We start from the raw sequence: 24,417 nt of genomic DNA, 5'->3' as shown, positions 1-24,417 counted from the left end.
CGGCCAGATTACCCGTCTGATATTAGTAAAAAGTGAATTCTTAAGGAGCGTTTTTGTGAGCTATATTATTCCGAGTGCCTTTCCCGAACGTCGTCTGCGTCGCGTTCGTGCCCACGACTTTAGCCGTCGACTCGTCTCTGAAAATCAGCTAACGGTAAACGATCTGATTTATCCGGTATTTATTACAGAAGGGACCAACCAGCGTCAGGACGTGCCTTCAATGCCCGGCGTTACGCGCATGACCGTTGATATACTGGTTAAAGAGGCTGAACAGCTTGCTAAACTCGGCGTGCCGGTTATCTCTCTTTTCCCCGTTATTGAATCTAATCTGAAAACCCTGCACGCTGAAGAGTCTTATAATTCGGATGGTTTGGTCCCGCGTGCAATACGTGCGTTAAAAGCGGCTGTTCCAGAACTGGGTGTACTCACCGATGTAGCTCTGGACCCTTATACGGTACACGGTCAGGATGGCATCATTGATGCTGACGGCTATGTAATCAACGATATTACTAAAGAAATTTTGATTCGTCAGGCTATGTGTCATGCCGACGCCGGGGCAGATATTGTTGCGCCGAGCGATATGATGGATGGCCGTATCGGGGCTATCCGTAAGCAGTTCGAAATTCAGAATTTGGTGAATACTCAGATTATGGCTTACTCCGCTAAGTATGCTTCTTGCTATTACGGTCCTTTTCGCGATGCGGTCGGTTCCAGTAGCAATCTAAAAGGCGGCAACAAAAAGACCTATCAAATGGATCCGGCTAATAGTAATGAAGCGCTTCAGGAAGTTGCTCAGGACCTGCAGGAAGGGGCCGATATGGTGATGGTGAAACCGGGTATGCCTTATCTCGACGTTGTACGTCGGGTAAAAGATACCTTCGGCGTACCGACCTTCGCCTATCAGGTGTCCGGTGAGTATGCGATGCATATGGCCGCATTCCAGAATGGCTGGCTGCAGGAGCAGCCAGCGGTGATGGAGTCACTGCTGTGCTTTAAACGCGCTGGTGCAGACGGTGTTCTGACCTATTTTGCTAAGCGTGTTGCACAATGGCTGCATGAAGAATCAATGCGCCGCTAGGCTGATGGCCGATAAGTATCAATGATCGACATAAAACAGGCCGCTTGATTGCGGCCTGTTTATTTAGAATAGATTAACAGCTTATGACTCCAGCTGTTTTTCAAACTGATGATTCTCAATCCGGTGTTCTACTTTCTGATTAATCAGGTTCAAGAACAGTATTGAGCGGGTTTCCCCGTCGGGTTCGGCATAAATCGCTTCAAGACCCTCAAAAATGCCTTCCGTAATAATGACCTTGTCACCGGACTTGGGTCGCGTCGGGTCGAGCAGCAACGGTTTTGGCTGTAGCATCAGGCTTTTTATTAAGCTAAACGGGATCTGTACCGGAAGTTTACCAAAGCGAATAAAGTGGCTAACGCCTCGGGTGGCGCTGATGGTGGTGGTATGGATGCGCTCCGGGTCTAACTCAATAAACAGATAGTTAGGAAACAGCGGCTCATCAACCAGCATTTTTTCCTTCCGGACGATTTTTTCCATCTGATACATAGGGCTAAAGCAAGGGACATCCTGACGTTCAAGATGTTCCTGAGCGCGTGCGAGCTGCCCGCGTTTACAGTAAAGTAGATACCATGATTCCATTAGCTATATGCGCCCATTTGAAAAACGTAGTTAGGATAACAAAACAGTCGGGGAATAGACAAACAAGGTTGGTCGATTAATGTGAATATTATGCTCATCATACTTCACGTTGCCGATGCGCTCACTAATGCTACTGGCCCTTTTATCCTGAAACTCGAATTATTTTGGGTATCGAGCTATGCTAACCTGATCTATTGTTTTAGCCGAAACGGTGAACGATCACGGTTAATGCTTTCGGTCTGGTATATAAATAGTATGTAAATAACTAAATAAAGGTGATGTATATGGAACTGATATTGTTGAGTAACGGTAAGGCATCCGGTGACGCAGAACTGTTGGGTTATGCAAAAAAACAGATCCTATCCGTTTTAGAACGCCGTAAAGCAACTAAAGCCATATTAATTCCTTATGCCCTGATCCGTAGTAACTATGACGATCGTGCCAGCGATTTAGAAAAAAGTTTAGCCATTAAAGTGACCAGTATTCACCATTTTGAAAATCAGGCTGAAGCTATCGATCGGGCTGAGTGTATTATTATCAGCGGTGGTAATACTTGGATGCTCAATCAGATGTTGCATGAAAAGGGCCTAATTGTTCCGATTCAACGCGCAGTGCGCGAGCGTGAAGTACCTTATATTGGATGGAGCGCCGGATGTAATGTGGCCTGCCCGTCAATTCGTACCACGAATGACATGCCGGTGCGGTGCAGCGTTGTTCTACCTTCTCTGGGGCTTTTTCCCGTACAGATTAACCCGCACTACATTGACGCTCACTTAAGCGGACATATGGGGGAAACCCGTGACGAACGCTTGGCTGAGTTCTGCGCCGTTAACCCGACAGAATCCGTGGTGGCATTGCGTGAGGCCAGCCTGTTGCACGTTTCCGGCTCTAAGTTACGCTATTTTAGCGCTAAAGATCAGGGTTTTAAGATTTTCCGCCATGGTCAGGAGACGACGGAACACATGGATACTTCCGCGCTGAGCGCGTTGGTACCTTTTACCTGTTGCTAATGGCTGTTACAGTAAGCGACAGGTTGGGGGAGCGCCCCTATGATGACATCTTAACTGGCCATATACAGACGCTATGAAATACCGAGATCTGCGCGAATTTCTCGACCTGCTGGAACAGCAGGGTGAACTGAAGCGCGTTAGCCAACCGATAGACCCTTATCTAGAGATGACCGTAATTGCCGACCGCACTTTGCGATCCGGCGGTCCTGCGCTGCTGTTTGAAAATCCGAAAGGTTATCAGACGCCCGTTCTGTGTAATCTGTTCGGTACGCCAAAGCGGGTTGCTTTGGGTATGGGGCAAGAGGACGTTAGCGCGCTGCGCGAAGTCGGTAAGCTGTTGGCGTTTTTAAAAGAACCGGATCCTCCGAAAGGATTCCGTGATTTATTGGACAAGCTGCCCCAGTTTAAGCAAGTGCTGAATATGCCTACTAAGCGCTTGGCTTCGGCCCCTTGTCAGGAGGAAATCTGGCAGGGTGACGATGTTGATCTCGGTAAGTTACCCATTATGCACTGTTGGCCGGAAGATGCAGCGCCCCTGATATCATGGGGGTTAACCGTGACTAAAGGCCCGCATAAAGAGCGCCAAAATCTGGGAATTTATCGTCAGCAGGTATTAAGTAAAAACAAAGTCATTATGCGCTGGTTATCCCATCGGGGCGGCGCGCTAGATTTTCAGGAGTGGTGCAAGGAAAATCCGGGTAAACGTTTTCCGGTTGCCGTTGCGTTGGGTGCCGATCCGGCCATGATTTTGGCTGCGGTTACGCCGGTTCCCGATACCTTATCTGAATATGCCTTTGCCGGGCTGTTACGCGGCTATAAAACGGAAGTCGTTAAGTGTATTTCAAACGATCTGGAAGTGCCGGCCAGCGCGGAGATTGTGCTTGAAGGGTATATTGAACAGGGCGAGATGGCACCGGAAGGGCCCTACGGCGATCATACCGGTTATTATAACGAAGTTGATAGCTTTCCCGTTTTTACTATCACCCATATTACCCGCCGTTCGGATGCTATTTATCACTCCACCTATACCGGCCGGCCACCCGATGAGCCTGCGGTGATGGGTGTTGCACTAAATGAAGTTTTTGTGCCGATTTTACAAAAGCAGTTTCCTGAGATTGTTGATTTTTACCTGCCGCCGGAAGGATGTTCCTATCGGATGGCGGTTGTTACCATGAAAAAGCAGTACCCGGGCCATGCTAAACGGGTCATGATGGGCGTTTGGTCATTCTTGCGGCAGTTCATGTATACCAAGTTTGTGATTGTTTGTGATGATGACATTAATGCACGGGACTGGAATGATGTGATATGGGCGATTACCACCAGAATGGATCCGGCAAGGGATACGGTTTTGATGGAAAATACGCCAATTGATTATCTGGACTTTGCTTCCCCGGTTTCAGGCTTGGGCTCAAAAATGGGGATGGATGCCACGAATAAATGGCCGGGAGAAACCCAGCGTGAGTGGGGGCGTCCGATAGAAATGGACCCTGAAGTTGTCTCACGTATTGATGCTATTTGGGATGAGCTAGGTATTTTTAGCGATGGAAAAACGTCAAGCTAACCCTGATATGATTATATTGTTGTTTTTATTCGTTGACCCGGCAGAGGAAGTACATGGCAATATTGAACTGTAAAATAACGTCGGTCGAATCTATCACTGACACGGTGTTTCGCGTGCGTTTAACGCCGGATATGCCATTTTCGTTTCAGGCCGGTCAGTATCTGATGGTTGTGATGGATGAGCGCGACAAACGCCCGTTCTCGATGGCCTCAACGCCGGCGGAAAGCAGCTTTATTGAATTGCATATTGGCGCTTCTGAGCTGAATTTATACGCTATGGCCGTGATGGATCGCCTTTTAAAAGAAGAAACTATTTCTGTCGATATCCCTCACGGTGATGCCTGGTTACGTCAGGATTCTGACCGGCCAATTTTGCTGATTGCGGGGGGAACGGGGTTCTCTTACGTAAATTCTATTTTGATGACCGTATTAGAACAGCAGCCAGAGCGGCCGATTTCGCTTTACTGGGGCGGGCGCGAAGAGACCCATCTGTACGATTTAACCCGTCTGGAATCTTTATCGGTACAGTATCCAAACCTGAATATCGTTTCGGTTGTTGAACAACCCGAAGACGGATGGCGTGGCCGTACCGGTACCGTTTTGACCGCCGTTATGTCTGATTTTGGCTCACTAGCAGACTATGATATTTATATCGCTGGTCGTTTTGAAATGGTGAAAATTGCCAGAGAATGCTTCTGTCGCGAGCGTAATGCTGACGAATCCAGAATGTTCGGTGATGCCTTCTCGTTTATTTAACGCCTATCCTGCGGTAGCGGAATAGCTATTTTTCCCAGCGGCCGAGGGCGATATTCTCAGGTTCGTCAGTACGCTGATTTTGTTATTCCGCTATAGAATCGATGGTTCAATATAGCTTTTATTTGCTAAATAGAAGAGGGACCGATGGCCACTACTCATTTATTGCACGCTTCTCTTTTACCTCTTCAGGGCGGTATCAACTTTCGCGATCAGGGTGGACGTACCGCTCTTGATGGCCGAAAAGTGAAGCCGGGCCTGTTGCTAAGAGCCGGTTCTCTCGACCGTCTGACCGTGGATGATTGCCAGTACCTGAGCCAGATGCCGTTAACCCACATTATTGACTATCGTGATAGTGACGAAGTGAAGCTTAAACCGGACGTTATCTGGCAGGGCGTTCAATATGACAATGTGCCGGCCAATCCGTTAACCGATGATGTGAATGCTAACTTCGCCAAGCTGAGCGATGAGTCGTTAGCCAAGTTTGACGCGGTCGACTTTATGTCCCGTTTATACAACCAGTTACCTTTTGATAATCGTGCATATCGCCATCTAACTCAGGTGATACAACAGCCTGAATCCGGTGCGTTAGTTCAGCACTGTGCCGTAGGTAAAGACAGAACCGGTATCGGCTCGGCTTTGGTTCTGTTAACGCTGGGTGCTGACCGCGATACGGTTATCGAAGACTATATGCTGACCGAAACTACGCTGGCATCATTTCGTGATGAAATGATGGCCCATCTGGCGATTCACCTGAATGAGCAACACGGTATTGATAGCCTGAGCTACGTCATGTCTGCCAAAGAGGCTTTTATTGGCACGGCGCTCAAGGCTATCGACAGGCGTTATGGCAATACTGACAATTGGCTGGAACAAGAATTTGGCTTAACCGCAGAGAAGCGGGCTAAAATACAGGATAAATACTTGGAATCCTGATTACCAGCAGACGCCGCAATATTTAAAAAAGATAAGGATAGTCTATGAAAAAAGTGATGAAAGGATTGGTTCCTCTGATATTGGCAGTTCCGCTACTGTGTTCAACGGCATTTGCTCAAGACATAGTCGCGACGGTCAGCCTTGGCGATGAAGATTTTTCTCCCCTTCCCGAGCTGGTGGATACAACCGTGAAGCACGATCAATTTTTCAAACAGGATTATTCGGAATGCGAACTTATCGGTAAGCCTGTCAATCTGAGTGCTGATGTACAGGGTTATGTCGTAACGACCAAAGCCGCATGCGGTTGGGCCGCCTATTTCGGTCCAGTTTGGATAGTATGGCAGCATGGAAAAATGGCGAGTAGCGTATTATCTGATAGCGCCTACCAAATCGATGTACTGCCTGAAAAACACAATGGGTTACCCAATCTGATCGTCGGCTATGAGAATGCTTTCGGAATACACAATCGTGAGTGGCAGTACGATGGCAAAGAATACCGTCTCTTGAACGACCCGCAAGAAGGTACCGCGAGCAAATAGTATTCAATTCCCTTCAGATCTTCGTATCGTGTCGTCATCCCGGCGAAAGCCGGGACCCAGATTTTAGCTAACACATTAGCACTTGGCTTAACGACTGGACCCCGGTTTCCACCGGGGTGATAAAAGAGAGGAATTGGTGATAATCAGACAGCGATTAAGCCTGCAGTAAAATCCGCAACATACGGCGCAGTGGTTCTGCCGCACCCCAGAGTAACTGATCGCCAACGGTGAACGCCGACAGGTATTCTGGCCCCATATTGAGCTTACGCAAACGGCCTACCGGGGTAGACAGCGTGCCGGTAACCGCAGCAGGAGTGAGCTCTCGCATTGAAATTTCACGGTCGTTCGGCACTACTTTCACCCATTGGTTGTTTTCAGCCAGCATGCTGTGAATATCGGCCAGCGGCACATCTTTTTTCAGCTTTAGGGTAAATGCCTGACTGTGGCAGCGCAGGGCACCAACGCGGACGCATAGGCCGTCAACAGGGATCGGGCTTGAGGTGTTGAGAATCTTGTTGGTTTCAGCCTGGCCTTTCCACTCTTCGCGGCTTTGGCCATTCTCTAGCTGCTTATCGATCCATGGGATCAGGCTACCGGCCAGCGGCACGCCAAAGTTATCGACAGGTAATACGCCGCTGCGCATTTGCTCTGTCACTTTGCGCTCGATGTCTAAAATGGCCGATGCAGGGTCCTGAAGCTCTTTGGCTACGTTGGCGTGCAGCATGCCCATTTGGGTTAATAGTTCGCGCATATGACGAGCGCCGCCGCCGGAGGCTGCCTGATAGGTGGCTACGGATGCCCAATCAATCAGGTTGTTGGCAAACAGGCCGCCGAGAGCCATGAGCATCAGGCTAACGGTACAGTTACCGCCGACAAAGGTTTTGACCCCTTGGTTCAGACCCTGATGGATTACGCCGTGGTTGACCGGATCCAGAATAATAATGGCATCGTCTTTCATGCGCAGCGTTGAGGCAGCGTCGATCCAGTAACCGTTCCAGCCGGTGGCGCGCAGTTTCGGATAAATCTCACTGGTATAGTCGCCACCCTGACAGGTAATGATGATATCCAGCGCGCGTAGCGCATCGATATCGTTGGCATCCTGTAGCGTACCGTTCTGACCGGCAAATGCTGGAGCCGCCTGACCAGTTTGTGAAGTAGAAAAGAAAACCGGGCGTATAGCGTCGAAGTCACGTTCTTCAATCATTCGTTGCATCAGAACGGAACCAACCATACCGCGCCAGCCAACAAAACCGACGTTTTTCATATTAAACAATCCTAACCTTGGAGGTAATAAATGTGTGTGTATTCGCTTTATTGCTTTTGCTGAACGTAGCTTATGGTGAGCTCAACTCCCACCACATTACAAAATGTGGTGAAGGGTGCAAGTGAATTTATTCGATATATCAAAATTATTAAGCAGTAAAACTTATAATCGCTTATGTATTCGCCCGGCGGGCAAACAATAACAAGGTGCCGACCAGAATAAACAGTGAGCCAAAAATACGGTTAAGTAGCCTCATTTGGTGCGGCTCTTTGATCCATTTAGCGACGTGGGTTGCCAGCGTGGCATAGCCAATCATAACGATAATATCGACAACGATGCTGGTCGCGCCAAGGATCAGATACTGAATTCCCTGAGGCTGATGAGGAATAATGAACTGAGGAAACAGTGCCGCTAAAAAAACAATGCTTTTAGGATTGGTCAGATTAACCAAGATTGCCCGTTTAAATAGGCCGCTGCCGGGTAAGGCTTTCGACACCGCTTTTAGATCCAGAGCGCCAGCGGTTCGCCACTGCTGAATTCCCAACCAGATTAAGTAGCCAGCACCCAGCCATTTTAAAATGTCGAAAGCTAACATTGATTGAGTTAACAAGGTTCCTAGCCCGATGCCAACCAACACAATATGTATCAATAGTCCGACCTGTAATCCGGCAATAGAAGGTAGTGCACCGCGAAATCCGTAGCTGATACCGGTGCTCATGGTGTTGATTGCTCCGGAACCGGGCGACAGGCTGAGGATAATAGTGGTTACTAGATAGGTCAGCCACCATTCAATAGTCATAATAAATCACCGAGGTCCCTGCTGTTATCGATGAAAATAGCATCGGCTATTTTTGATGTACAGAACAAAGTCACTCGAGTATAAGATGCGAACAGGCTGATAGCTTACCAGCCTGCCCGTCAGCGGTTATTTTGCCGTTACTACTTTTGGCTTTTTCTTCCCGGATATAGCGGCGAATTTTTGCGGAGAGTTAACCATTACGCCATCGGCTCCCAGTTTGACCGCGGTCTGATAGTCTTGCTGGTTATTAATGCCGAATAAGATAATGTGGACGTTTCCGGAAGAACGGAAACAGTCCATCGCCTCTTTGTCCCATGTTAGCGTTGCTTTGGAACGGCCCTCGCCCAGCGTGAAGGTTTCAACAACTTCAACCTGCCGTTTAAGTTCCAGACCATACCAGCGGGCCTGTTTATCTTTGGTCGGAACGTCACAGGAATGGCTGAGAGAGATATTTGCCAAGCGCGTACGGGTGTCATCGCGGCTTTCAAAACGGGGGATGCTCTCAGGCAAGGCTGCCAGATATTTAGCGTCGGTTGAGTACACTCGTACGCGGTTCAGGTTCTCTTTGTCCTTTAATACTTCCGCTAATGCCTGCGCAAAACGGCTAGGATCGGCATCTGGTGATTTAATATCAAGATAGAAAAAGGTCGATGGATAGCGGGTTAGCACCTCTTTGAGCGTAGGTATACGGATATCCTTACCTCGGTACGGATGGCTATCGCCGCCGAAACTCCACCCTGCATCGGTATTTGATAATTCCGACAGCGTATAAGCAGAAACCGCACCTTTACTATTAGTCAGCTCTTCTAGCTTAGAGGGCCGATAAAGTACCGGAATACCATCTTTAGTCAGCTGCAGGGTTATCCAAACGGCATCAACGCCGTTTTCCAGAGACTTATCAATGGCGAGCAGCGTATTTTCCGGTGCGTCCTCGGTACCAGCCCGATGGGCAATAATCTGAGGCTTGGCTACGGCAACAAACGAACAACATATTAAAACGACAGCAAGTAATTCTTTCATCGTGCATGGTTCCTGTTGGTTTGGTTGTTATTGATTATATTACGTTATTATTTACTTTGAACGTAATGGCGAGTACCTATTAATACATTTGGTTTAGGTTTTGTATAGGTACAGTACGATGTCATTGGTATGACAGTAATGCAGTTATGACTTTAGCTGGATCGTTACAGGGTGAATTAAATATTTATGAATCTTTGGTTGATAATTTTTTCACGATGAGTGATAAACAGGTATCGACATAGGATGTGTGAGCTAATGACGGCTGATTTCTTATCGTTTAAAAAAGACTGGCTAAACCGCGAAAAGCATTTCTCTTCCTTCACTTCCGGGCCTTTATTTGATTTCTGGCAGCAGCGTCAGGAGCTGAGTTTTAACGGCGTTGACGGTGTGCCGATTAAATATGTCCGCTTTACGTCTTCTGTCCACCACCGCGCCATTGTGGTGGTAACAGGGAGAACCGAAGGCTATCTGAAATATCAGGAGTTAGCCTACGATCTTTTCCGCTGTGGCTATGATGTCTGGATCCTTGAGCATCGTGGTCAGGGTTTTTCTGGTCGTCTGTTGGCCGATACCCATCGTGGGCACGTTGAGCGATTCGACGATTATGTCGATGATTTTGAACGTTTCTGGATGAATATCTTTGCGGCTGAAAAATATCAGAAAGCCTTTTTGCTGGCTCACTCTATGGGGGGAGCTATCGCAACGCTATTTTTAGCCCGACACCCTCACTCAGTGCTGGCCGCCGTGCTGTGTTCCCCTATGTTGGGAATCGCACTGCCTATGCCGGTCTGGCTGGCGAAGAAAATTACTAATATTACGGAACGCTGGCAAGGATTACGGGAATATTATGCGGTTGGTACCGGCCGTTGGCTTCCTCTACCCTATACGGTTAACGTATTAACCCACAGTAAAGCTCGATATCGACTATTTTCCCGCCACTATGTCGACCAGCCAGAGCTACGGCTTGGAGGGCCAACTTACCATTGGGTGAGAGAATCAATGATTGCTGGTGAGAATGCCATTGCATTAGCGCCCCAGATTACGACGCCTTTACTTTTATTGCAGGCGGGTCAGGAACGTTTAGTAGATAATGGCTCCCATCTTGCATTTTGTCAGGCGCTGGCCGATGCGGGCCACCCTTGTGACGGCGGTGGGCCAAAGGTAATTAAAGGCGCCCGCCATGAAATTTTGTTTGAACGAGACGAAATGCGCACAGAGGCTTTGACGGCGATATTAGGCTTTTTTGCCCGATATTAACTCTTCGGTTGGTTAGTATATTGATATTCACTTTTAGATAGAGGCAGTAATTAAATATGTACCATATAGTTGCATCCGATCTGGATGGCACGCTGTTACAAACAGACCATACCTTTTCTCCGTTTGCTAAAGACACGTTAAAGTTAATATCTAAAAGTGGCGTTAACTTTATTTTTGCTACCGGTCGTCACCATATCGACGTTGGGCAGATCCGTGACGGTTTGGGTATCGACTCCTTTATGATTACTTCAAACGGTGCCAGAGTGCACAACGCGCAGGGTGAACTGATTTTTAGCCATAATCTGGCTCCTGAGCTTGCTTACGATCTGTACCATATTGTCGATCGGAATCCGAAAATAGAAACCCACGTTTATCGTAATGATGATTGGTTTACTAATCGTGAAAGTGAAGACCTGAAGAATTTCCATAAAGAGTCTGATTTCAGCTATCGGTTATTTGAACCCGATACCTTAGCAACGGACGGCGTTTGTAAGGTGTTCTTTACCTGCCGGGATCATGATGAACTGCTGGCTTTGGAAACGGTGATTAAGGCCCGCTGGGGTGACAGAGTCAACGTGAGTTTTTCTCTCGCTTACTGCCTTGAAGTGATGGGCGGCGGTGTGTCTAAAGGCCATGCACTGGACGACGTCGCCAAGATTTTGGGCTATGGCCTGAAAGACTGCATTACCTTCGGTGACGGTATGAATGACGTTGAAATGCTGAAGATGGCCGGTAAAGGCTGCATTATGCAAAACGCCCACCAGCGGCTGAAAGATACGCTTCCTGAACTGGAAGTTATCGGCAGCAACGTTGATGATGCGGTCATGCACTACTTACGTAAGATGTATTTGTAGCTCACCACGGTTTTTGATGAGAATCGGGGCATCGCGACAGTAGCGATGCCCCGTCGTTCTAATCCATTAACAACCCATTCTTATTTGTGCATACCTTCTTTTTCTAAGAACTTCACTACCAAGTCCGGGAAGTCAGAGAAAATACCGTCAACTTTTTCCTGCTTGAACATAACGCCCATCAGTTGATCCATGCTGGTTGCATATTTAGGTAGCCCGTCAGCGCGTAGGGTATATGGATGAACAACCATGCCGTTGTCGTGCGCATCTTTCACCATTGACGTGATTTTTACATGGCCAGGTTTAGAGGCTTTTTCATCAATCAGCATTGGGTACTGAGGGCCAATACCATCGGCATATTTGGCGATTTCAGCCATGCCGCCGGGCTTGAACATCCAGTCATAGCTGTAGTTAACCAGTTTACCTTCTGCATTAGGTTCAAAAGTCTCTTCCCAGTCGGTGTAGGCGATCAGCTGTACTAACTTCAGGTCTAGGCCTGCTTTTGGCATTAACTCGGTTTTAATACGCTTAAGTTCATTGAAGTCAAAGCACTGAAGATAGACTTTATCGTCTTTTTTGGTGTAACCGTATTGCTTGAGTACTTCAAGTACTTTAACTGAAATGTCCTTCCCTTCGCTGCGATGGAACCACGGCGCTTTAATTTCCGGATAAATACCGATGTTTTTACCTGTTGAGTGGTTCAGACCCTGTACAAACTCGATCTCTTCTTCAAAGGAATGAATACGAAAATCAGATTTACCCATTGGGAAGCGGCCCGGGTAAGACTGTATTTTTTTGCCGTCTTTAATGTCAAAGCCCTCGGTAAACTTTAACGATTTGATTTCAGCCAACGTAAAGTCTATCGCGTAGTAACGTCCGTCTTTACGGGCGCGATCAGGGAAACGCTCGGCCACGTCGGTGACCCGGTCAAGATAGTGGTCGTGTAAAACCACTAGCTTGTCGTCTTTAGTCATAACCAGATCTTGTTCAAGATAGTCAGCCCCTTGCTGGTAAGCCATGGCTTTAGAAGGCAGAGAGTGTTCTGGCAGGTAACCGCTGGCGCCGCGGTGGGCAATAACAATCTTATCCGTTTTGTCCGTTTTAGCCTTCGCTTCAACGGCTGAAACAACGGACATACTCAGGATCATTCCCGTCAGTAAGGTCTTAAGGCCTGTCCTCATAAGTAATATTCTCCATATTGTGTAGTGTTGTCGGTAAGATTTCTATTGTAGCGATGTACACCTGATGGCTCTGCTATATGGCATAACAGGCTACAGTGCATTTGGTTATAATTCTTTAATATCAGTTGAATAACTGCCGGTGATAATACTCATGGAAAGTGACATTTCTGTGACTTCCATGAGTATTTTTTCGAATTACTTTTGCTCAATCTCTATTAGCGGGATGCTATTAAAGACCTTTGTTCTGAGCTGCAAGAAGCGCAGCTTTATGTTTGTTTTCGCTAAGCATGGTCATAATAAGCAGAACTACCGCTAAGCAGCTGCCGCCGATCATCACCATAAATCCACCGTCCCATCCGAAGTAGTCAACGGTATAACCAACTATGGCACTGGCGGCAACGGAACCGCCTAAGTAACCGAACAGGCCGGTAAAGCCTGCGGCGGTACCGGCTGCTTTCTTCGGTGCCAGTTCAAGTGCGTGCAGACCAATCAGCATAACCGGGCCATATATCAGGAAGCCAATGACGATCATACAGGCCATATCGATGCCAGGGTTACCGACAGGATTTAGCCAGTAAACGACGGTTGCGATAGTCACGAGAATCATAAAGAACACGCCGGTTGCGCCACGGTTGCCTTTGAATACTTTATCCGACATCCAACCGCAAAGCAGGGTTCCCGGGATACCCGCATACTCGTACAGGAAGTAGGCGTAAGAGGATTTATCCAGCGAGAAGTGTTTCACCTCTTTCAGGTAAGTTGGTGACCAGTCCAGAATACCGTAACGTAATAGGTAGACGAATACGTTAGCGATCGCGATATACCACAGTAGTTTGTTAGGCAGAACGTACTGCATGAAGATCTGTTTTGCAGTCAGTTCTTCTTCAGCTTCTTCGGTGTAATCCGGCGGATAGTCATTTTTGTACTCTTCGATAGACGGTAAACCACATGACTGTGGCGTATCGCGCATCAGAGCAAAAGCGATCATCGCGATGACGATTGCCGCCAGTGCAGGCATATAGAATGCCGCTTTCCAGTCCTGAAACCACGCCATACCCAGCAGGAATAGTAATGGAGGAAGACCTCCACCTACGTTATGAGCACAGTTCCATACCGAGACGATACCGCCGCGCTCTTTCTGTGACCACCAGTGAACCATAGTACGTCCGCACGGAGGCCAGCCCATACCCTGGAACCAACCACAAACGAACAGTAATACGAACATTACTGCGATGCTGGACGTTGCCCATGGAACAAATCCCATAAATAGCATTACTAACGAGGCAAGTATCAGGCCAGCTGGCAGGAATACTCTTGGGTTTGAACGGTCAGATACCGAACCCATAATGAACTTTGAGAAGCCATAGGCAATCGAAATACCCGATAGCGCAAAGCCTAGGTCACCCTTGGAGAAGCCTTGTTCAACCAGATAGGGCATTGCCAGAGCAAAGTTTTTACGTACTAGATAGTAGGCGGCATAACCGAAGAATATCCCCATAAAGATCTGCCACCGAAGCTTACGGTAGGTGGGATCAACCTGATCCTGGGGGAGACGCGCAGTATGCTGCGCGGGTTTAAATAAACTTAACATGGAGCCTCCACTGGCTGTGATTCATCTCGAAATCTTCGTATAGGTATAATAATGAAGGTGAATAACCTTCAACGTGCTCATATTATTTTCTTTATCGCTCACAATGTTAGCTTATTGTCGGTGGATGATATGTGACCTGACGCCAATTATAGGATCCCGACGCTTAATATGGCGGAAAATGTAGCATTATTTTAACTTTAACTGATGTTAATCTACATTTGGCGTGTGACCGACGTCGCATGAATGTTCTTTATTGAGCGTTTAATATATATATTGCTCGAACTTGCTCATTATCAAACAAAATGGTTGGAAAATATGTCTTAATAGATATATGAATCAGGTTATGAATTTGACAGAAAAAGGCGGGAACCCTTTATGATGAACAGTTTTCCCTCAGCTGAAACGGATGTCATCATTATTGGCGGCGGGGCGACCGGTGCTGGCGTGGCCCGCGACTGCGCTCGTCGTGGACTACGTACCGTTCTGCTTGAACGCTTTGATATTGCAACCGGAGCTACCGGCCGTAACCACGGATTATTACACAGCGGTGCGCGCTATGCCGTAACCGATGCTGAATCTGCCCGCGAATGTATCGAAGAAAACAAAATTCTAAAACGCATCGCACGGCACTGCGTTGAGCCGACTGATGGCCTGTTCCTGACGTTGCCGGAAGACGATATCTCTTTTCAGGCGAAGTTTATTCAAGCCTGTCAGGACGCGGGTATTCATGCTCATGCATTAGATCCTAAAGAGGCTCTGCGCCTCGAACCCTCAGCCAATCCTGATATGTTGGGGGCAGTAAGAGTGCCGGATGGTACCGTGGATCCATTTCGTTTAACCGCGGCTAATATGCTGGATGCCCGCGAGCACGGTGCTCAGGTGTTGACGTATCATGAAGTGATTGGGCTATTGAGCCATAACGACCGGGTTACCGGCGTAAAAGTCTACGACCATTACCAAAAGGAAACTCGTGAACTCTATGCATCGATCGTGGTGAATGCTGGCGGTATTTGGGGGCAGAATATTGCTGAATATGCCGATCTCCGCGTGCGAATGTTCCCGGCGAAAGGTGCGCTGCTAATTATGGGGCACCGCATTAACAATATGGTGATCAACCGTTGCCGCAAGCCGGCCGATGCCGATATTTTAGTACCCGGCGATACGATTTCTCTGATTGGTACCACTTCAACCCGCATTCCTTATGACCAGATCGACAATATGGTGGTTACGCCACAAGAGGTGGACGTTTTAATCCGCGAAGGCGCCAAGCTATCTCCTCGATTAGCGAAAACGCGTATTCTACGCGCTTACGCAGGCGTTCGACCGTTGGTTGCCAGCGATGACGATCCGTCCGGGCGTAACGTTAGCCGCGGTATTGTGCTGCTGGACCATGCGGTACGCGATGGCCTTGAAGGCTTCGTGACCATTACCGGCGGTAAGCTCATGACCTACCGTTTAATGGCTGAATGGGCGACGGATAAAGTGTGTGAAAAGCTAGGCCACAGCGGTAAATGTACTACCGCAGAAGAAGCGCTACCGGGGTCACGGCAGTCTGCCGAAGAGACCCTGCGTAAAGTTGTTTCGTTGCCGTCCACTATTCGCGGTTCTGCCGTTTATCGCCACGGTGACCGGGCCACCCAAATGGTGGGCAATGGCCGTTTAGATAATAGTCTGGTTTGTGAATGTGAGGCAGTGACCGCTGGTGAAGTTCGTTACGCGGTGGAATCATTAACGGTGAATAATCTTATCGATTTGCGCCGCCGTACTCGCGTCGGTATGGGAACCTGTCAGGGTGAACTTTGCGCCTGTCGAGCAGCCGGTTTGTTAAATCGTTTTAAAATCTCAACTCCAAAGCAATCTTTGGTTCAGCTTTCTACTTTCCTCAATGAACGCTGGAAAGGCGTCAGGCCGATTGCCTGGGGCGATGCCCTGAGAGAAAGTGAATTTACCAGTTGGGTGTATCAAGGCCTTTGCGGCTTAGAGGTATCCTGCGGAGAGGAGAAAAATGATGAAATTTGATATCGCGATTATTGGCGGTGGTCTGGCAGGGCTAACCTGCGGAATTCGTCTGGCTGAACGGGGTAAACGCTGCGCGATTATCAGCGCCGGACAAAGCGCGCTGCACTTTTCTTCCGGCTCACTGGATTTCTTAAGCTACCTGCCTGATGGCTCTGTAGTGAAGCATCCTTTGAACGTACTGGATGACTTAGCCAGACAGTCTCCGCAACATCCTTACGCTTTGTTGGGTGCTGACTGCGTTAGCCAAATGGCTGAGCAGGCCGAGAGATTACTCATTAACTGCGGCCTGAGTTTCACCGGTAACGTGTCTGAGAATCATATGCGAATGACGCCGCTGGGAACGCTGCGTGCAACGTGGTTAAGCCCGACGGAAGTTCCTACTTCAGCAATTGATAAACCGTTACCGTGGAAGCGTATTGCTATTATCGGCATTGAAGGATTTCTGGATTTCCAGCCTCAGTTAGCCGCCGGATCGTTAGCCGATAAAGGCATTGAGGTGATGACTGACTATCTGCACGTTCCTGCTCTAGATCGCCTGAGAAATAATCCGAGTGAATTCCGCGCGACCAATATTTCACGGGTGTTGGATTTAGTTGAAAATACCGAACTGTTGGCTGAAGAGCTGGCCCGTTTAGCTCAGGATGTGGAAGCCGTGATTTTACCGGCCTGCGTGGGTCTTGATAATCCTGACGCTGTGGCACTATTGCGCCGCCGCGTTGGCAAACCAATTATGTTAGTGCCGACGCTGCCGCCTTCATTGTTGGGAATTCGGATGCATCAGTCACTGCGTCGTCGTTTTCAGCAGCTTGGCGGGCAGTTTATGCCGGGCGATGCGGTACTGCGTGCCGACCTTGACGGCGACAAAGTGAAAAAGCTTTATACCCGTAACCATACCGATATTCCCGTTACGGCGGAACACGTGGTGCTGGCCAGCGGTAGCTTTTTCAGCAATGGCTTGGTGGCCGATTTTGACCGTACCTACGAGCCGGTATTTGGCTTAGATATGATTACTGAATCTCAACGCGCTGACTGGACGAAAGACAACATGTTCTCTGCCCAGCCTTATCTGCGCTTTGGGGTGAAAACGGATAATCAACTGCACGGAATGATTGACGGCAAACCGGTGACAAACCTTTTTGCTATCGGTGCAGTATTAGGCGGTTATGATCCGTTGCAACAAGGCTGCGGTGCCGGTGTGTCACTGGTGAGTGCTCAATATGTGGCCGAACAGATTCTGGCAACGTCGGAGGTAACAGCATGAGCCTGATAGCCGATAACAGTTTTGAAAACTGCATCAAGTGTACGGTATGCACCACTTATTGTCCGGTAGCTAAAGTGAATCCTAACTATCCGGGCCCAAAACAGGCCGGCCCTGACGGTGAGCGTTTACGTTTAAAGGATCCGGCCCTGTTTGATGAGGCGCTAAAGTATTGTACTAATTGCAAGCGCTGTGAAGTTGCCTGCCCGTCGGACGTGAAGATTGGCGATATTATTCAGCGCGCGCGGATCAACTACAACAAGCCTAAGTTTAAGCTGCGCGATGCGATTTTGAGTAATACCGACCTGATGGGAACGCTTTCTACCCCGTTTGCCCCTCTGGTTAACGCAACCGTTGGCTTAAAGCCGGTGAAACGGTTATTGGACAGCGCGTTAAAGATTGATCATCGTCGTCAGCTACCAAAGTATTCCCACGGCACTTTCCGCGGCTGGTATCGCAAGCAGGTAGAACGGCAGCAGAAATTCGATGAGCAGATCGCTTTCTTCCACGGCTGCTTTGTTAACTATAACGATCCTCAGTTAGGAAAAGACTTAGTCAGCGTATTTAATGCGATGGGAATTGGCGTTCAGCTGTTAAAAAAAGAGAAATGCTGCGGCGTACCTTTGATCGCCAACGGTTTTATTGAGCAGGCTAAGAAGCAGGCCAGCGTCAATGCCGACTCTTTAGCGGATGCGGTTATCGGTAAAGGTATTCCCGTGGTGGCGACCTCTTCAACCTGTACGTTTACGCTGAGAGATGAGTATCCGCACCTGTTGGGCATCGATACCACCCCGGTGCGCGATAAGGTTGAATTGGCAACCCGCTATCTCTATCGTTTATTGTCCGAAGGGCGTGAGCTTAAGTTAAAAAGTACTCCAATGCGCATTGCCTATCACACGCCTTGTCATATGGAGAAAATGGGCTGGACGGCATACACGCTGGCGTTGCTCGAGCGTATTCCCGGCGTTGAGCTGGTGGTGCTGGAGTCTCAGTGCTGTGGTATTGCCGGTACCTATGGTTTTAAGAAAGAAAACTATGAAACGTCACAGGGTATCGGTGCTTCACTGTTTCGCCAAATTGAAGAAAGCGGCGTTGATTTCGTGGTAACTGACTGTGAAACCTGTAAATGGCAGATTGAAATGTCTACGACTAAACGCTGTGAGCATCCGATAAGCTTACTGGCGAAGGCGCTGGCATAGCGGTTTAAGCTTAAAAGTATCGCCCCTCGACCGCCAGAAAATGGTCATATTCCGATGTAACCGATGCGGGCGAAATTTACGCTGCAATCCAATTAAACTGCTTGGTCAGCGGTCTTAAAGGGCTACGTTGAAGTAGCCCTTTCCATATCTAGCCTAACGAGTAGATAAAATTAAGGTTTGATCTGAATCGAATCGATAAACGCCTGTACGGCCTTTTCCCCTTCAGCCTGCTGCTCAGCCGGGAAAGTGACTTGCATCGTGAGTAGCTGTTGGCCAACCTGACCCAATAAGGTCGATGAGTAGTTCTTTTTGCCATCAATACGAATCAGCGTATCAAGACGCTGTAATTTTTGGCCGCCGACGGTGAACTCTTTTTTAGTCAAAACGCTCATTTCGGCATCGCGAATTTTTTGCTGTGATTCCATTCGGTTAATCAGGTTTTCTAACGGATCGCCCGGCATTGAGCTGCTGATAACGATCAGCATTTTTTGCGCTGAGTTATCGGCATATACCGCCATATTGCTGGTCTGTGAGGCGTTATTACCGCTCTGGTCTTGTAGCCCGTCAGGAATATTAAAACTTACTTTCCCACCCAAAACGGTGGTTTGCCTGCTGGACTGTGAAGCAGAAGCATTATTGTCCGCTGGCGCTGGCTTATCTTTACTGCCATCGCAGGCTGCAAGGCTAACGGCGAATAAACAGAGACCTACAATTTTCACTAACTTCTGCATGGTACTTCCTTTAGTTTTTGCGTAAATATCTTTACGGGCTTTTGAGAGCAGTCATAAAAATATCACTGTTGCCGGTTTTTCGCCAAACCTATAGTTGAGCAATAGGCTGTTTATCGGCCTCAGTCGGAGCCGAAGCGTGGAGCTGCACTAGCCGTTTAAGCAATACGTTAAGCAATATTCCGTACATTGGTAGGAAGAATAGTGCACAGATGATGAGCTTGAAGGCGTAATCGACCAACGCAATTTCCACCCAATTATCGGCCATAAAAGCATTGGTGCTTTTATAAAATGCAATCGAGAAGAAGGCAATGGTATCGCTGAGGTTACCAAATACCGCGGAAATGCTTGGCGCGATCCACCAGATTTTTAGCTTACGAAATCGGTTGAAGACGTTGATATCCAGAATTTGTCCCAACACGTAGGCCATAAAGCTGGCAATGGCGATGCGGGCAACCACCAGATTGAAGCTGTATAGAGACTCAAACCCTTGCCACGTTCCGTCATAAAACAGGGTGGATAGTAGGTAAGAAATGGCTAGCGCTGGGATCATCACCACTAAGATAATTCTGCGGGCCAACGGCGCGCCGAAAACTCGGACCGTCAGATCAGTGGTCAGAAAAATAAACGGGAACGTGAATGCGCCCCATGTGGTATGGAAACCAAAAATATTAATCGGTAGTTGAACCAGATAGTTGCTGGAAGCAATAATCAGAATATGAAAAAATGCTAACCATAACAGCGCCTTCATGCGCTGTTGAGATGTGAACTCAAACATGTCATTAACCTTTTTAGTGAGTATGAACACTCTGTTGGGGTGAGGGAACCCAACCTTTGCCGATGTGCGCGCTTTGGCGCGAGAAGTGGGATCATACTCAGTTGCCGTGTGATTGCAACGTGAGATTAGGAATACATCCGGTAAAAATACGGGCTCATGGGAAAATGAACGCTAGGATATATTTCGCCGCTATTAGTCTGTCGTGTATTTTTACTATTTAGCCGGCGGCGAGATCCCGGCGCTGTTTGCTACTGGTATCCTATCGTATTAAACTATTGCGGCTAATGGCTACACCGCTCTGAGAACCTAATGACTGATTTATTTTCGAATCCGGATAAAACGCTTGATGCGCAAGGCCTGCGTTGCCCTGAGCCTGTGATGATGGTGCGTAAAACCGTGCGCCATATGACGGCAGGACAAACGCTATTAATTGTGGCTGACGATCCGGCAACGACCCGTGATATTCCCGGTTTTTGCCGCTTTATGGACCACGAACTTTTGCAGGCAGAAACGCAACGGCTTCCTTATCGTTACCTGATCCGTAAAGGCGATGAGTAATCTTGGTATTTCGCACCGTGCATATATGATGCGAAATAGCGGCTGGCGCAGTTTAAATATGTAATGACCGAACGATCATAAAGTGCCCGAGGAAGTAGCAGGCGGCGATAATACCGTTAGCGGCTTTGAATGAGGTTCGATAACGGTTAATTAGCCAGATAATATTGGTAATCAGCAGCAACAGGCTCCCCGCCAACTGGCTAAAGCTCATATCTCCAGGCTGAGTAAGATAACTTTCAGCCGCAACCCATACCATCAATAATGTCATAGCAAAGTAGGTTGCTATTGGCCAGCGCATATCCTCTAACTGATTCCACATCAGTAGCACCACTACGACACCGACGGCAAATAATATGGCGATTGGTGGCCAGTAGAAGCTCAGCTTCAGCGGATTAGCAAAATACAGCGTGTAGAGCAGGTGAGAGATAAACAGTGCTCCAACGGTATGCAACATACGCTCTGTTGGCAGCATCTGAATAATATCGGCACTCAGGCTAGCCAGCAGACCAACCAGAATCAGATAGCTAAAGGTGGTCATTTCTGGCGTTTGCCAAGCCCATAGCAGCAGTAACAGCATGGTAATGGGTTTGAAAACCCAGCTCTGCCACTGAGGGCCGCGATAGGCCGCATCAATATATATCCAGCCAGAAAAGATCACTGCTAAAAAAGGCCAACTCATAGGTTATCCTCACTTGGCGGCGTTATAACAAAAATACCTGAGATTATGGTTTTTGCTTTTGTTGCCAAGCCAAGAGTTCAAAGACGCCAAATACAAAAATGCGGAATTCTTGCCATCCGCCCAATTTTTCGCCGTCCTTAGGCAGGGTCGTTTTCAACATGATCAACTGTAGCCCATGCATGAAGAACATAAAGACCATCGCAACATGCATAAAATATTTTAGCGGGCTAGGAAACGGGTGAAACAGATTAAATAATAAGATAGCCCAAACGCCAAGCATCAGAAGCCGACCCAGATTAATCAATACTGTTTTAATCATTTTCCTGTTCCTGCTTTTTTATCTGACGATGGTAAAGCCGGTATGATACCTGCCCGGCCGTTTTTTCCCGATGAAGATGCCAGCTAAGCGGCGTATTAATCGCAGAATGCTCTATTTCTGTTTCGACATAGATCCATGCCTCATCAGCTAGCCAGCCCTGTTGCTCAAGTAACCGAAAGGTTTCCGGTAATAAATTACAGCGAAACGGCGGATCAAGAAATACGACGTCAAACGGAGTTCCGGCCTGAGCCAGCCAGTTTAATGCATTCGCATTAACAATCTGGCCTTTATCTGAGTTTAACTGTGCCAGATTTTTCTGAAGCTGCTGAGCAATCAGCTTTTCCGACTCAACTAACACCGCTTTCGCCGCATAGCGAGAGAGCGCTTCGAAACCTAGCGCACCGCTGCCGGCAAAGCAATCCAGACAGCGAGCTTCATGCAATACGGGAGCAATCCAGTTAAATAGCGTTTCCCGAACTCTATCGGTAGTGGGGCGTAGCCCCGGGCTGTCGGGAACCGGGAGTTTTCTCCCTCGCCACAGACCACCGATAATTCTAATCTGGCCAGCTTTTTGTTGTTGTGGTTTGTTGCGCATACGCTGTGTTATTTACCAATGGCCGATAGAAGATAAGCGCCATTATAGCCAGAGGCTCAATATTTGAGAATGCGCTTTATTGAGTATTGCCGATAGACTCGGGTTAATGGACAAATTATAGGTACCGTAGAGTGCTATCCGTGTGAGTTTTAAGCTTATCCTTTTCTTGGCTGAAGCCGCATGAATATTGGCTACGTTGGCTTGCTGCTAATTATTTTTCATATATATCATTTGAATGGGCCTAGATTGAATGATTTTAATCTGTTGGATGTTAAAATGACCCAACGGGCAGATATGAGTCATTGATATTCGTTCATTGGGTGAATTATAGGTCTTTAATATCTATCTTTACTTGATGGGTGTTAGACTTCAAGCCGCTACAGCGTGCGTAATACTAGGGTGGAGGTTGTTTTTACAACATGACAAAAGATAAAAAACGCGGTTTTTTTTCTTGGTTAGGTCTGGGTCGTCAGGACGATGAGCTTAAGCAAAACGAAGAATTACAACAAGATGCAGAGCAGCTCAGCGAAGGGCAAACCGTAAACGATGAAATTCAACCCGTTGAAGACGAGCGCGTTGCTGAGGTCACTGCTGAATTAAATCTGGAGCAAACCGCCGAATCAGGTGCACCACCCGAAACCTATGACGATCCGCTAACGCCGCTGGTGGAACCCCACGCAGCAGCTTTTCAGGTTATCAATACCGGTGGTCAGATTAATGAGACTGGTGCCGTTACGGCGTCTGATGATGAAGTTGAAACCGCACGGGTTGAGAACGCAAAAGCGGCATATGACGATATTGATATTGTCGATGAGCCCGATATTGATGAGGCTGAGTTAGAGTCTGACGTTGAAACCGCGTTGGCGCTAAATTCTGCTGAATCGCAAGACGAACATGACGAGTTTGAGTTCGGCGAGCAGCATGAGCAGGATCGTCCGACTAAAGAAGGCTTTTTTGCTCGCTTAAAGCGAAGTTTGCTAAGAACTAAAGAAAATCTGGGCTCAGGCTTTATCGGCCTATTTCTCGGCAAACGTATCGATGACGAACTGTTTGAAGAGCTAGAAGAGCAGCTATTGATAGCCGACGTTGGCGTTGGTACCACCAGTAAAATTATCGCCTCCCTGACCCAGCACGCCACGCGCAAAGACCTGAAAGATGCAGAGGCACTATACGGCAAACTGAAAGAAGAGATGGGCGAAATTTTAGCCAAGGTTGATGTTCCGCTTGATGTGACCGGGCATAAACCGTTCGTTATCCTGATGGTTGGCGTTAACGGCGTGGGCAAAACAACCACCATTGGTAAACTAGCCCGTCAGTTTCAGGCAGAAGGTAAATCAGTTATGTTGGCCGCCGGAGATACTTTCCGCGCGGCCGCCGTTGAGCAGCTTCAGGTTTGGGGGCAGCGCAATAAGATCCCCGTGATTGCTCAACATACCGGCGCTGATTCTGCCTCGGTAATTTTTGACGCTATTCAGGCCGCGCATTCACGCGGTGTTGATGTACTTATCGCTGATACCGCTGGCCGGTTACAGAATAAGTCCCATCTGATGGAAGAACTGAAGAAAATCGTTAGGGTGATGAAAAAGCTCGATGAAAACGCACCCCATGAAATTATGCTGACTATCGATGCCAGCACCGGCCAGAACGCCATTAGCCAGACTAAACTGTTTAATGAAGCCATCGGGGTAACCGGTATCGCATTGACTAAGCTCGACGGAACGGCAAAGGGTGGCGTGATTTTCTCGGTTGCTGACCAGTTTGGTATTCCGATCCGCTATATCGGGGTGGGTGAAGGGATTGAAGATTTACGCCCTTTCAAAGCCGATGACTTTATAGAAGCACTTTTTGCCCGAGAGGATTAAAACG

The 24,417-nt window shown here is 48.0% G+C and carries 24 protein-coding genes; 13 read left to right on the top strand and 11 right to left on the bottom strand.

What is annotated here, in order from left to right:
- Nucleotides 1-55 precede the first annotated feature (55 nt).
- A complete protein-coding gene (gene hemB, locus GVI43_RS11750; RefSeq protein ID WP_159567052.1) occupies nt 56-1,078 on the top strand; it encodes a porphobilinogen synthase in 1,023 nt (340 codons plus the stop codon).
- Between the two features lie 81 nt (nt 1,079-1,159).
- Here the strand turns inward: hemB and rfaH are convergent, their stop codons facing one another.
- On the bottom strand, nt 1,160-1,657 hold the full coding sequence (gene rfaH / locus GVI43_RS11745; RefSeq protein ID WP_159567051.1) for a transcription/translation regulatory transformer protein RfaH: 498 nt from the start codon (nt 1,655-1,657) through the stop codon (nt 1,160-1,162).
- A gap of 284 nt (nt 1,658-1,941) precedes the next feature.
- Between rfaH and pepE the strand changes: the two genes are divergently transcribed.
- The 5 genes from pepE (at nt 1,942) to GVI43_RS11720 (ending at nt 6,455) form a co-directional block, all read left to right on the top strand.
- Nucleotides 1,942-2,667 carry a dipeptidase PepE gene (pepE, locus tag GVI43_RS11740; protein ID WP_159567050.1) on the top strand — a complete coding sequence of 242 codons (726 nt, stop codon included), beginning with the start codon at nt 1,942-1,944 and terminating at the stop codon, nt 2,665-2,667.
- A gap of 73 nt (nt 2,668-2,740) precedes the next feature.
- Nucleotides 2,741-4,228 carry a 4-hydroxy-3-polyprenylbenzoate decarboxylase gene (gene ubiD, locus GVI43_RS11735; RefSeq protein WP_159567049.1) on the top strand — a complete coding sequence of 496 codons (1,488 nt, stop codon included), beginning with the start codon at nt 2,741-2,743 and terminating at the stop codon, nt 4,226-4,228.
- A gap of 53 nt (nt 4,229-4,281) precedes the next feature.
- Nucleotides 4,282-4,983: an NAD(P)H-flavin reductase gene (gene fre / locus GVI43_RS11730; RefSeq protein ID WP_159567048.1), complete on the top strand. Its 702-nt coding sequence runs from the start codon at nt 4,282-4,284 to the stop codon at nt 4,981-4,983.
- Between the two features lie 144 nt (nt 4,984-5,127).
- Nucleotides 5,128-5,916: a tyrosine-protein phosphatase gene (locus tag GVI43_RS11725; RefSeq protein WP_159567047.1), complete on the top strand. Its 789-nt coding sequence runs from the start codon at nt 5,128-5,130 to the stop codon at nt 5,914-5,916.
- A gap of 44 nt (nt 5,917-5,960) precedes the next feature.
- Nucleotides 5,961-6,455: a hypothetical protein gene (locus GVI43_RS11720; protein WP_159567046.1), complete on the top strand. Its 495-nt coding sequence runs from the start codon at nt 5,961-5,963 to the stop codon at nt 6,453-6,455.
- A 154-nt stretch (nt 6,456-6,609) separates the two neighbouring features.
- On the opposite strand, the gene asd is transcribed toward GVI43_RS11720, so the two are convergent.
- From asd to GVI43_RS11705, 3 genes are all read right to left on the bottom strand, one after another.
- The gene (gene asd, locus GVI43_RS11715) at nt 6,610-7,719 is read right to left on the bottom strand and encodes an aspartate-semialdehyde dehydrogenase (protein ID WP_159567045.1); all 1,110 of its coding nucleotides are present in this window, start codon (nt 7,717-7,719) and stop codon (nt 6,610-6,612) included.
- Nucleotides 7,720-7,891: 172 nt separating this feature from the next.
- Nucleotides 7,892-8,518 (bottom strand): homoserine/homoserine lactone efflux protein, encoded by a 627-nt coding sequence (rhtB, locus tag GVI43_RS11710; protein WP_159567044.1) that lies wholly within the window; start codon nt 8,516-8,518, stop codon nt 7,892-7,894.
- A gap of 126 nt (nt 8,519-8,644) precedes the next feature.
- Nucleotides 8,645-9,538, bottom strand: coding sequence for a glycerophosphodiester phosphodiesterase family protein (locus GVI43_RS11705; protein ID WP_159567043.1), 894 nt, complete (start codon nt 9,536-9,538; stop codon nt 8,645-8,647).
- Nucleotides 9,539-9,793: 255 nt separating this feature from the next.
- Here GVI43_RS11705 and pldB point away from each other — a divergent pair, with 255 nt between their 5' ends.
- Nucleotides 9,794-10,795: a lysophospholipase L2 gene (pldB, locus tag GVI43_RS11700; RefSeq protein WP_159567042.1), complete on the top strand. Its 1,002-nt coding sequence runs from the start codon at nt 9,794-9,796 to the stop codon at nt 10,793-10,795.
- A 56-nt stretch (nt 10,796-10,851) separates the two neighbouring features.
- A complete protein-coding gene (gene yigL / locus GVI43_RS11695; RefSeq protein WP_159567041.1) occupies nt 10,852-11,649 on the top strand; it encodes a sugar/pyridoxal phosphate phosphatase YigL in 798 nt (265 codons plus the stop codon).
- Between the two features lie 80 nt (nt 11,650-11,729).
- On the opposite strand, the gene glpQ is transcribed toward yigL, so the two are convergent.
- Both glpQ and glpT read right to left on the bottom strand, forming a co-directional pair.
- Nucleotides 11,730-12,827, bottom strand: coding sequence for a glycerophosphodiester phosphodiesterase (glpQ, locus tag GVI43_RS11690; protein ID WP_159567040.1), 1,098 nt, complete (start codon nt 12,825-12,827; stop codon nt 11,730-11,732).
- A 229-nt stretch (nt 12,828-13,056) separates the two neighbouring features.
- Nucleotides 13,057-14,418, bottom strand: a complete 1,362-nt coding sequence (gene glpT / locus GVI43_RS11685) for a glycerol-3-phosphate transporter (protein ID WP_159567039.1) — start codon at nt 14,416-14,418, stop codon at nt 13,057-13,059.
- Between the two features lie 375 nt (nt 14,419-14,793).
- Here glpT and glpA point away from each other — a divergent pair, with 375 nt between their 5' ends.
- The 3 genes from glpA to glpC are packed head-to-tail and all read left to right on the top strand — an operon-like array spanning nt 14,794 to nt 18,894.
- The gene (glpA, locus tag GVI43_RS11680) at nt 14,794-16,437 is read left to right on the top strand and encodes an anaerobic glycerol-3-phosphate dehydrogenase subunit A (protein ID WP_159567038.1); all 1,644 of its coding nucleotides are present in this window, start codon (nt 14,794-14,796) and stop codon (nt 16,435-16,437) included.
- Nucleotides 16,427-17,698 carry a glycerol-3-phosphate dehydrogenase subunit GlpB gene (gene glpB / locus GVI43_RS11675; RefSeq protein WP_159567070.1) on the top strand — a complete coding sequence of 424 codons (1,272 nt, stop codon included), beginning with the start codon at nt 16,427-16,429 and terminating at the stop codon, nt 17,696-17,698. Before glpA ends, glpB begins: the two co-directional genes overlap by 11 nt.
- Nucleotides 17,695-18,894, top strand: coding sequence for an anaerobic glycerol-3-phosphate dehydrogenase subunit GlpC (gene glpC / locus GVI43_RS11670; protein WP_159567037.1), 1,200 nt, complete (start codon nt 17,695-17,697; stop codon nt 18,892-18,894). The genes glpB and glpC overlap by 4 nt, the downstream gene beginning before the upstream one ends.
- Nucleotides 18,895-19,064: 170 nt before the next feature.
- Here glpC and GVI43_RS11665 read toward each other — a convergent pair whose 3' ends face one another.
- The gene (locus GVI43_RS11665) at nt 19,065-19,625 is read right to left on the bottom strand and encodes a DcrB-related protein (RefSeq protein WP_159567036.1); all 561 of its coding nucleotides are present in this window, start codon (nt 19,623-19,625) and stop codon (nt 19,065-19,067) included.
- An 88-nt stretch (nt 19,626-19,713) separates the two neighbouring features.
- The gene (locus GVI43_RS11660; RefSeq protein ID WP_159567035.1) at nt 19,714-20,400 is read right to left on the bottom strand and encodes a 7-cyano-7-deazaguanine/7-aminomethyl-7-deazaguanine transporter; all 687 of its coding nucleotides are present in this window, start codon (nt 20,398-20,400) and stop codon (nt 19,714-19,716) included.
- A gap of 309 nt (nt 20,401-20,709) precedes the next feature.
- Between GVI43_RS11660 and tusA the strand changes: the two genes are divergently transcribed.
- Nucleotides 20,710-20,958, top strand: coding sequence for a sulfurtransferase TusA (gene tusA, locus GVI43_RS11655; RefSeq protein WP_159567034.1), 249 nt, complete (start codon nt 20,710-20,712; stop codon nt 20,956-20,958).
- A gap of 52 nt (nt 20,959-21,010) precedes the next feature.
- Here tusA and GVI43_RS11650 read toward each other — a convergent pair whose 3' ends face one another.
- The 3 genes from GVI43_RS11650 to rsmD are packed head-to-tail and all read right to left on the bottom strand — an operon-like array spanning nt 21,011 to nt 22,551.
- Nucleotides 21,011-21,637: a lysoplasmalogenase gene (locus GVI43_RS11650; RefSeq protein ID WP_159567033.1), complete on the bottom strand. Its 627-nt coding sequence runs from the start codon at nt 21,635-21,637 to the stop codon at nt 21,011-21,013.
- Nucleotides 21,638-21,680: 43 nt separating this feature from the next.
- On the bottom strand, nt 21,681-21,956 hold the full coding sequence (locus tag GVI43_RS11645) for a DUF1145 family protein (protein ID WP_159567032.1): 276 nt from the start codon (nt 21,954-21,956) through the stop codon (nt 21,681-21,683).
- On the bottom strand, nt 21,949-22,551 hold the full coding sequence (gene rsmD / locus GVI43_RS11640) for a 16S rRNA (guanine(966)-N(2))-methyltransferase (RefSeq protein WP_159567031.1): 603 nt from the start codon (nt 22,549-22,551) through the stop codon (nt 21,949-21,951). The genes GVI43_RS11645 and rsmD overlap by 8 nt, the downstream gene beginning before the upstream one ends.
- Nucleotides 22,552-22,970: 419 nt before the next feature.
- Here rsmD and ftsY point away from each other — a divergent pair, with 419 nt between their 5' ends.
- Nucleotides 22,971-24,413 (top strand): signal recognition particle-docking protein FtsY, encoded by a 1,443-nt coding sequence (gene ftsY / locus GVI43_RS11635; RefSeq protein ID WP_159567030.1) that lies wholly within the window; start codon nt 22,971-22,973, stop codon nt 24,411-24,413.
- Nucleotides 24,414-24,417 lie beyond the last annotated feature (4 nt).

The sequence above is a fragment of the Budvicia diplopodorum genome, from assembly GCF_009800925.1.
In the GTDB taxonomy this organism is placed as follows: Bacteria; Pseudomonadota; Gammaproteobacteria; order Enterobacterales; family Enterobacteriaceae; genus Budvicia; species Budvicia diplopodorum.
This window is presented reverse-complemented; position numbering and strand designations above follow the sequence as displayed.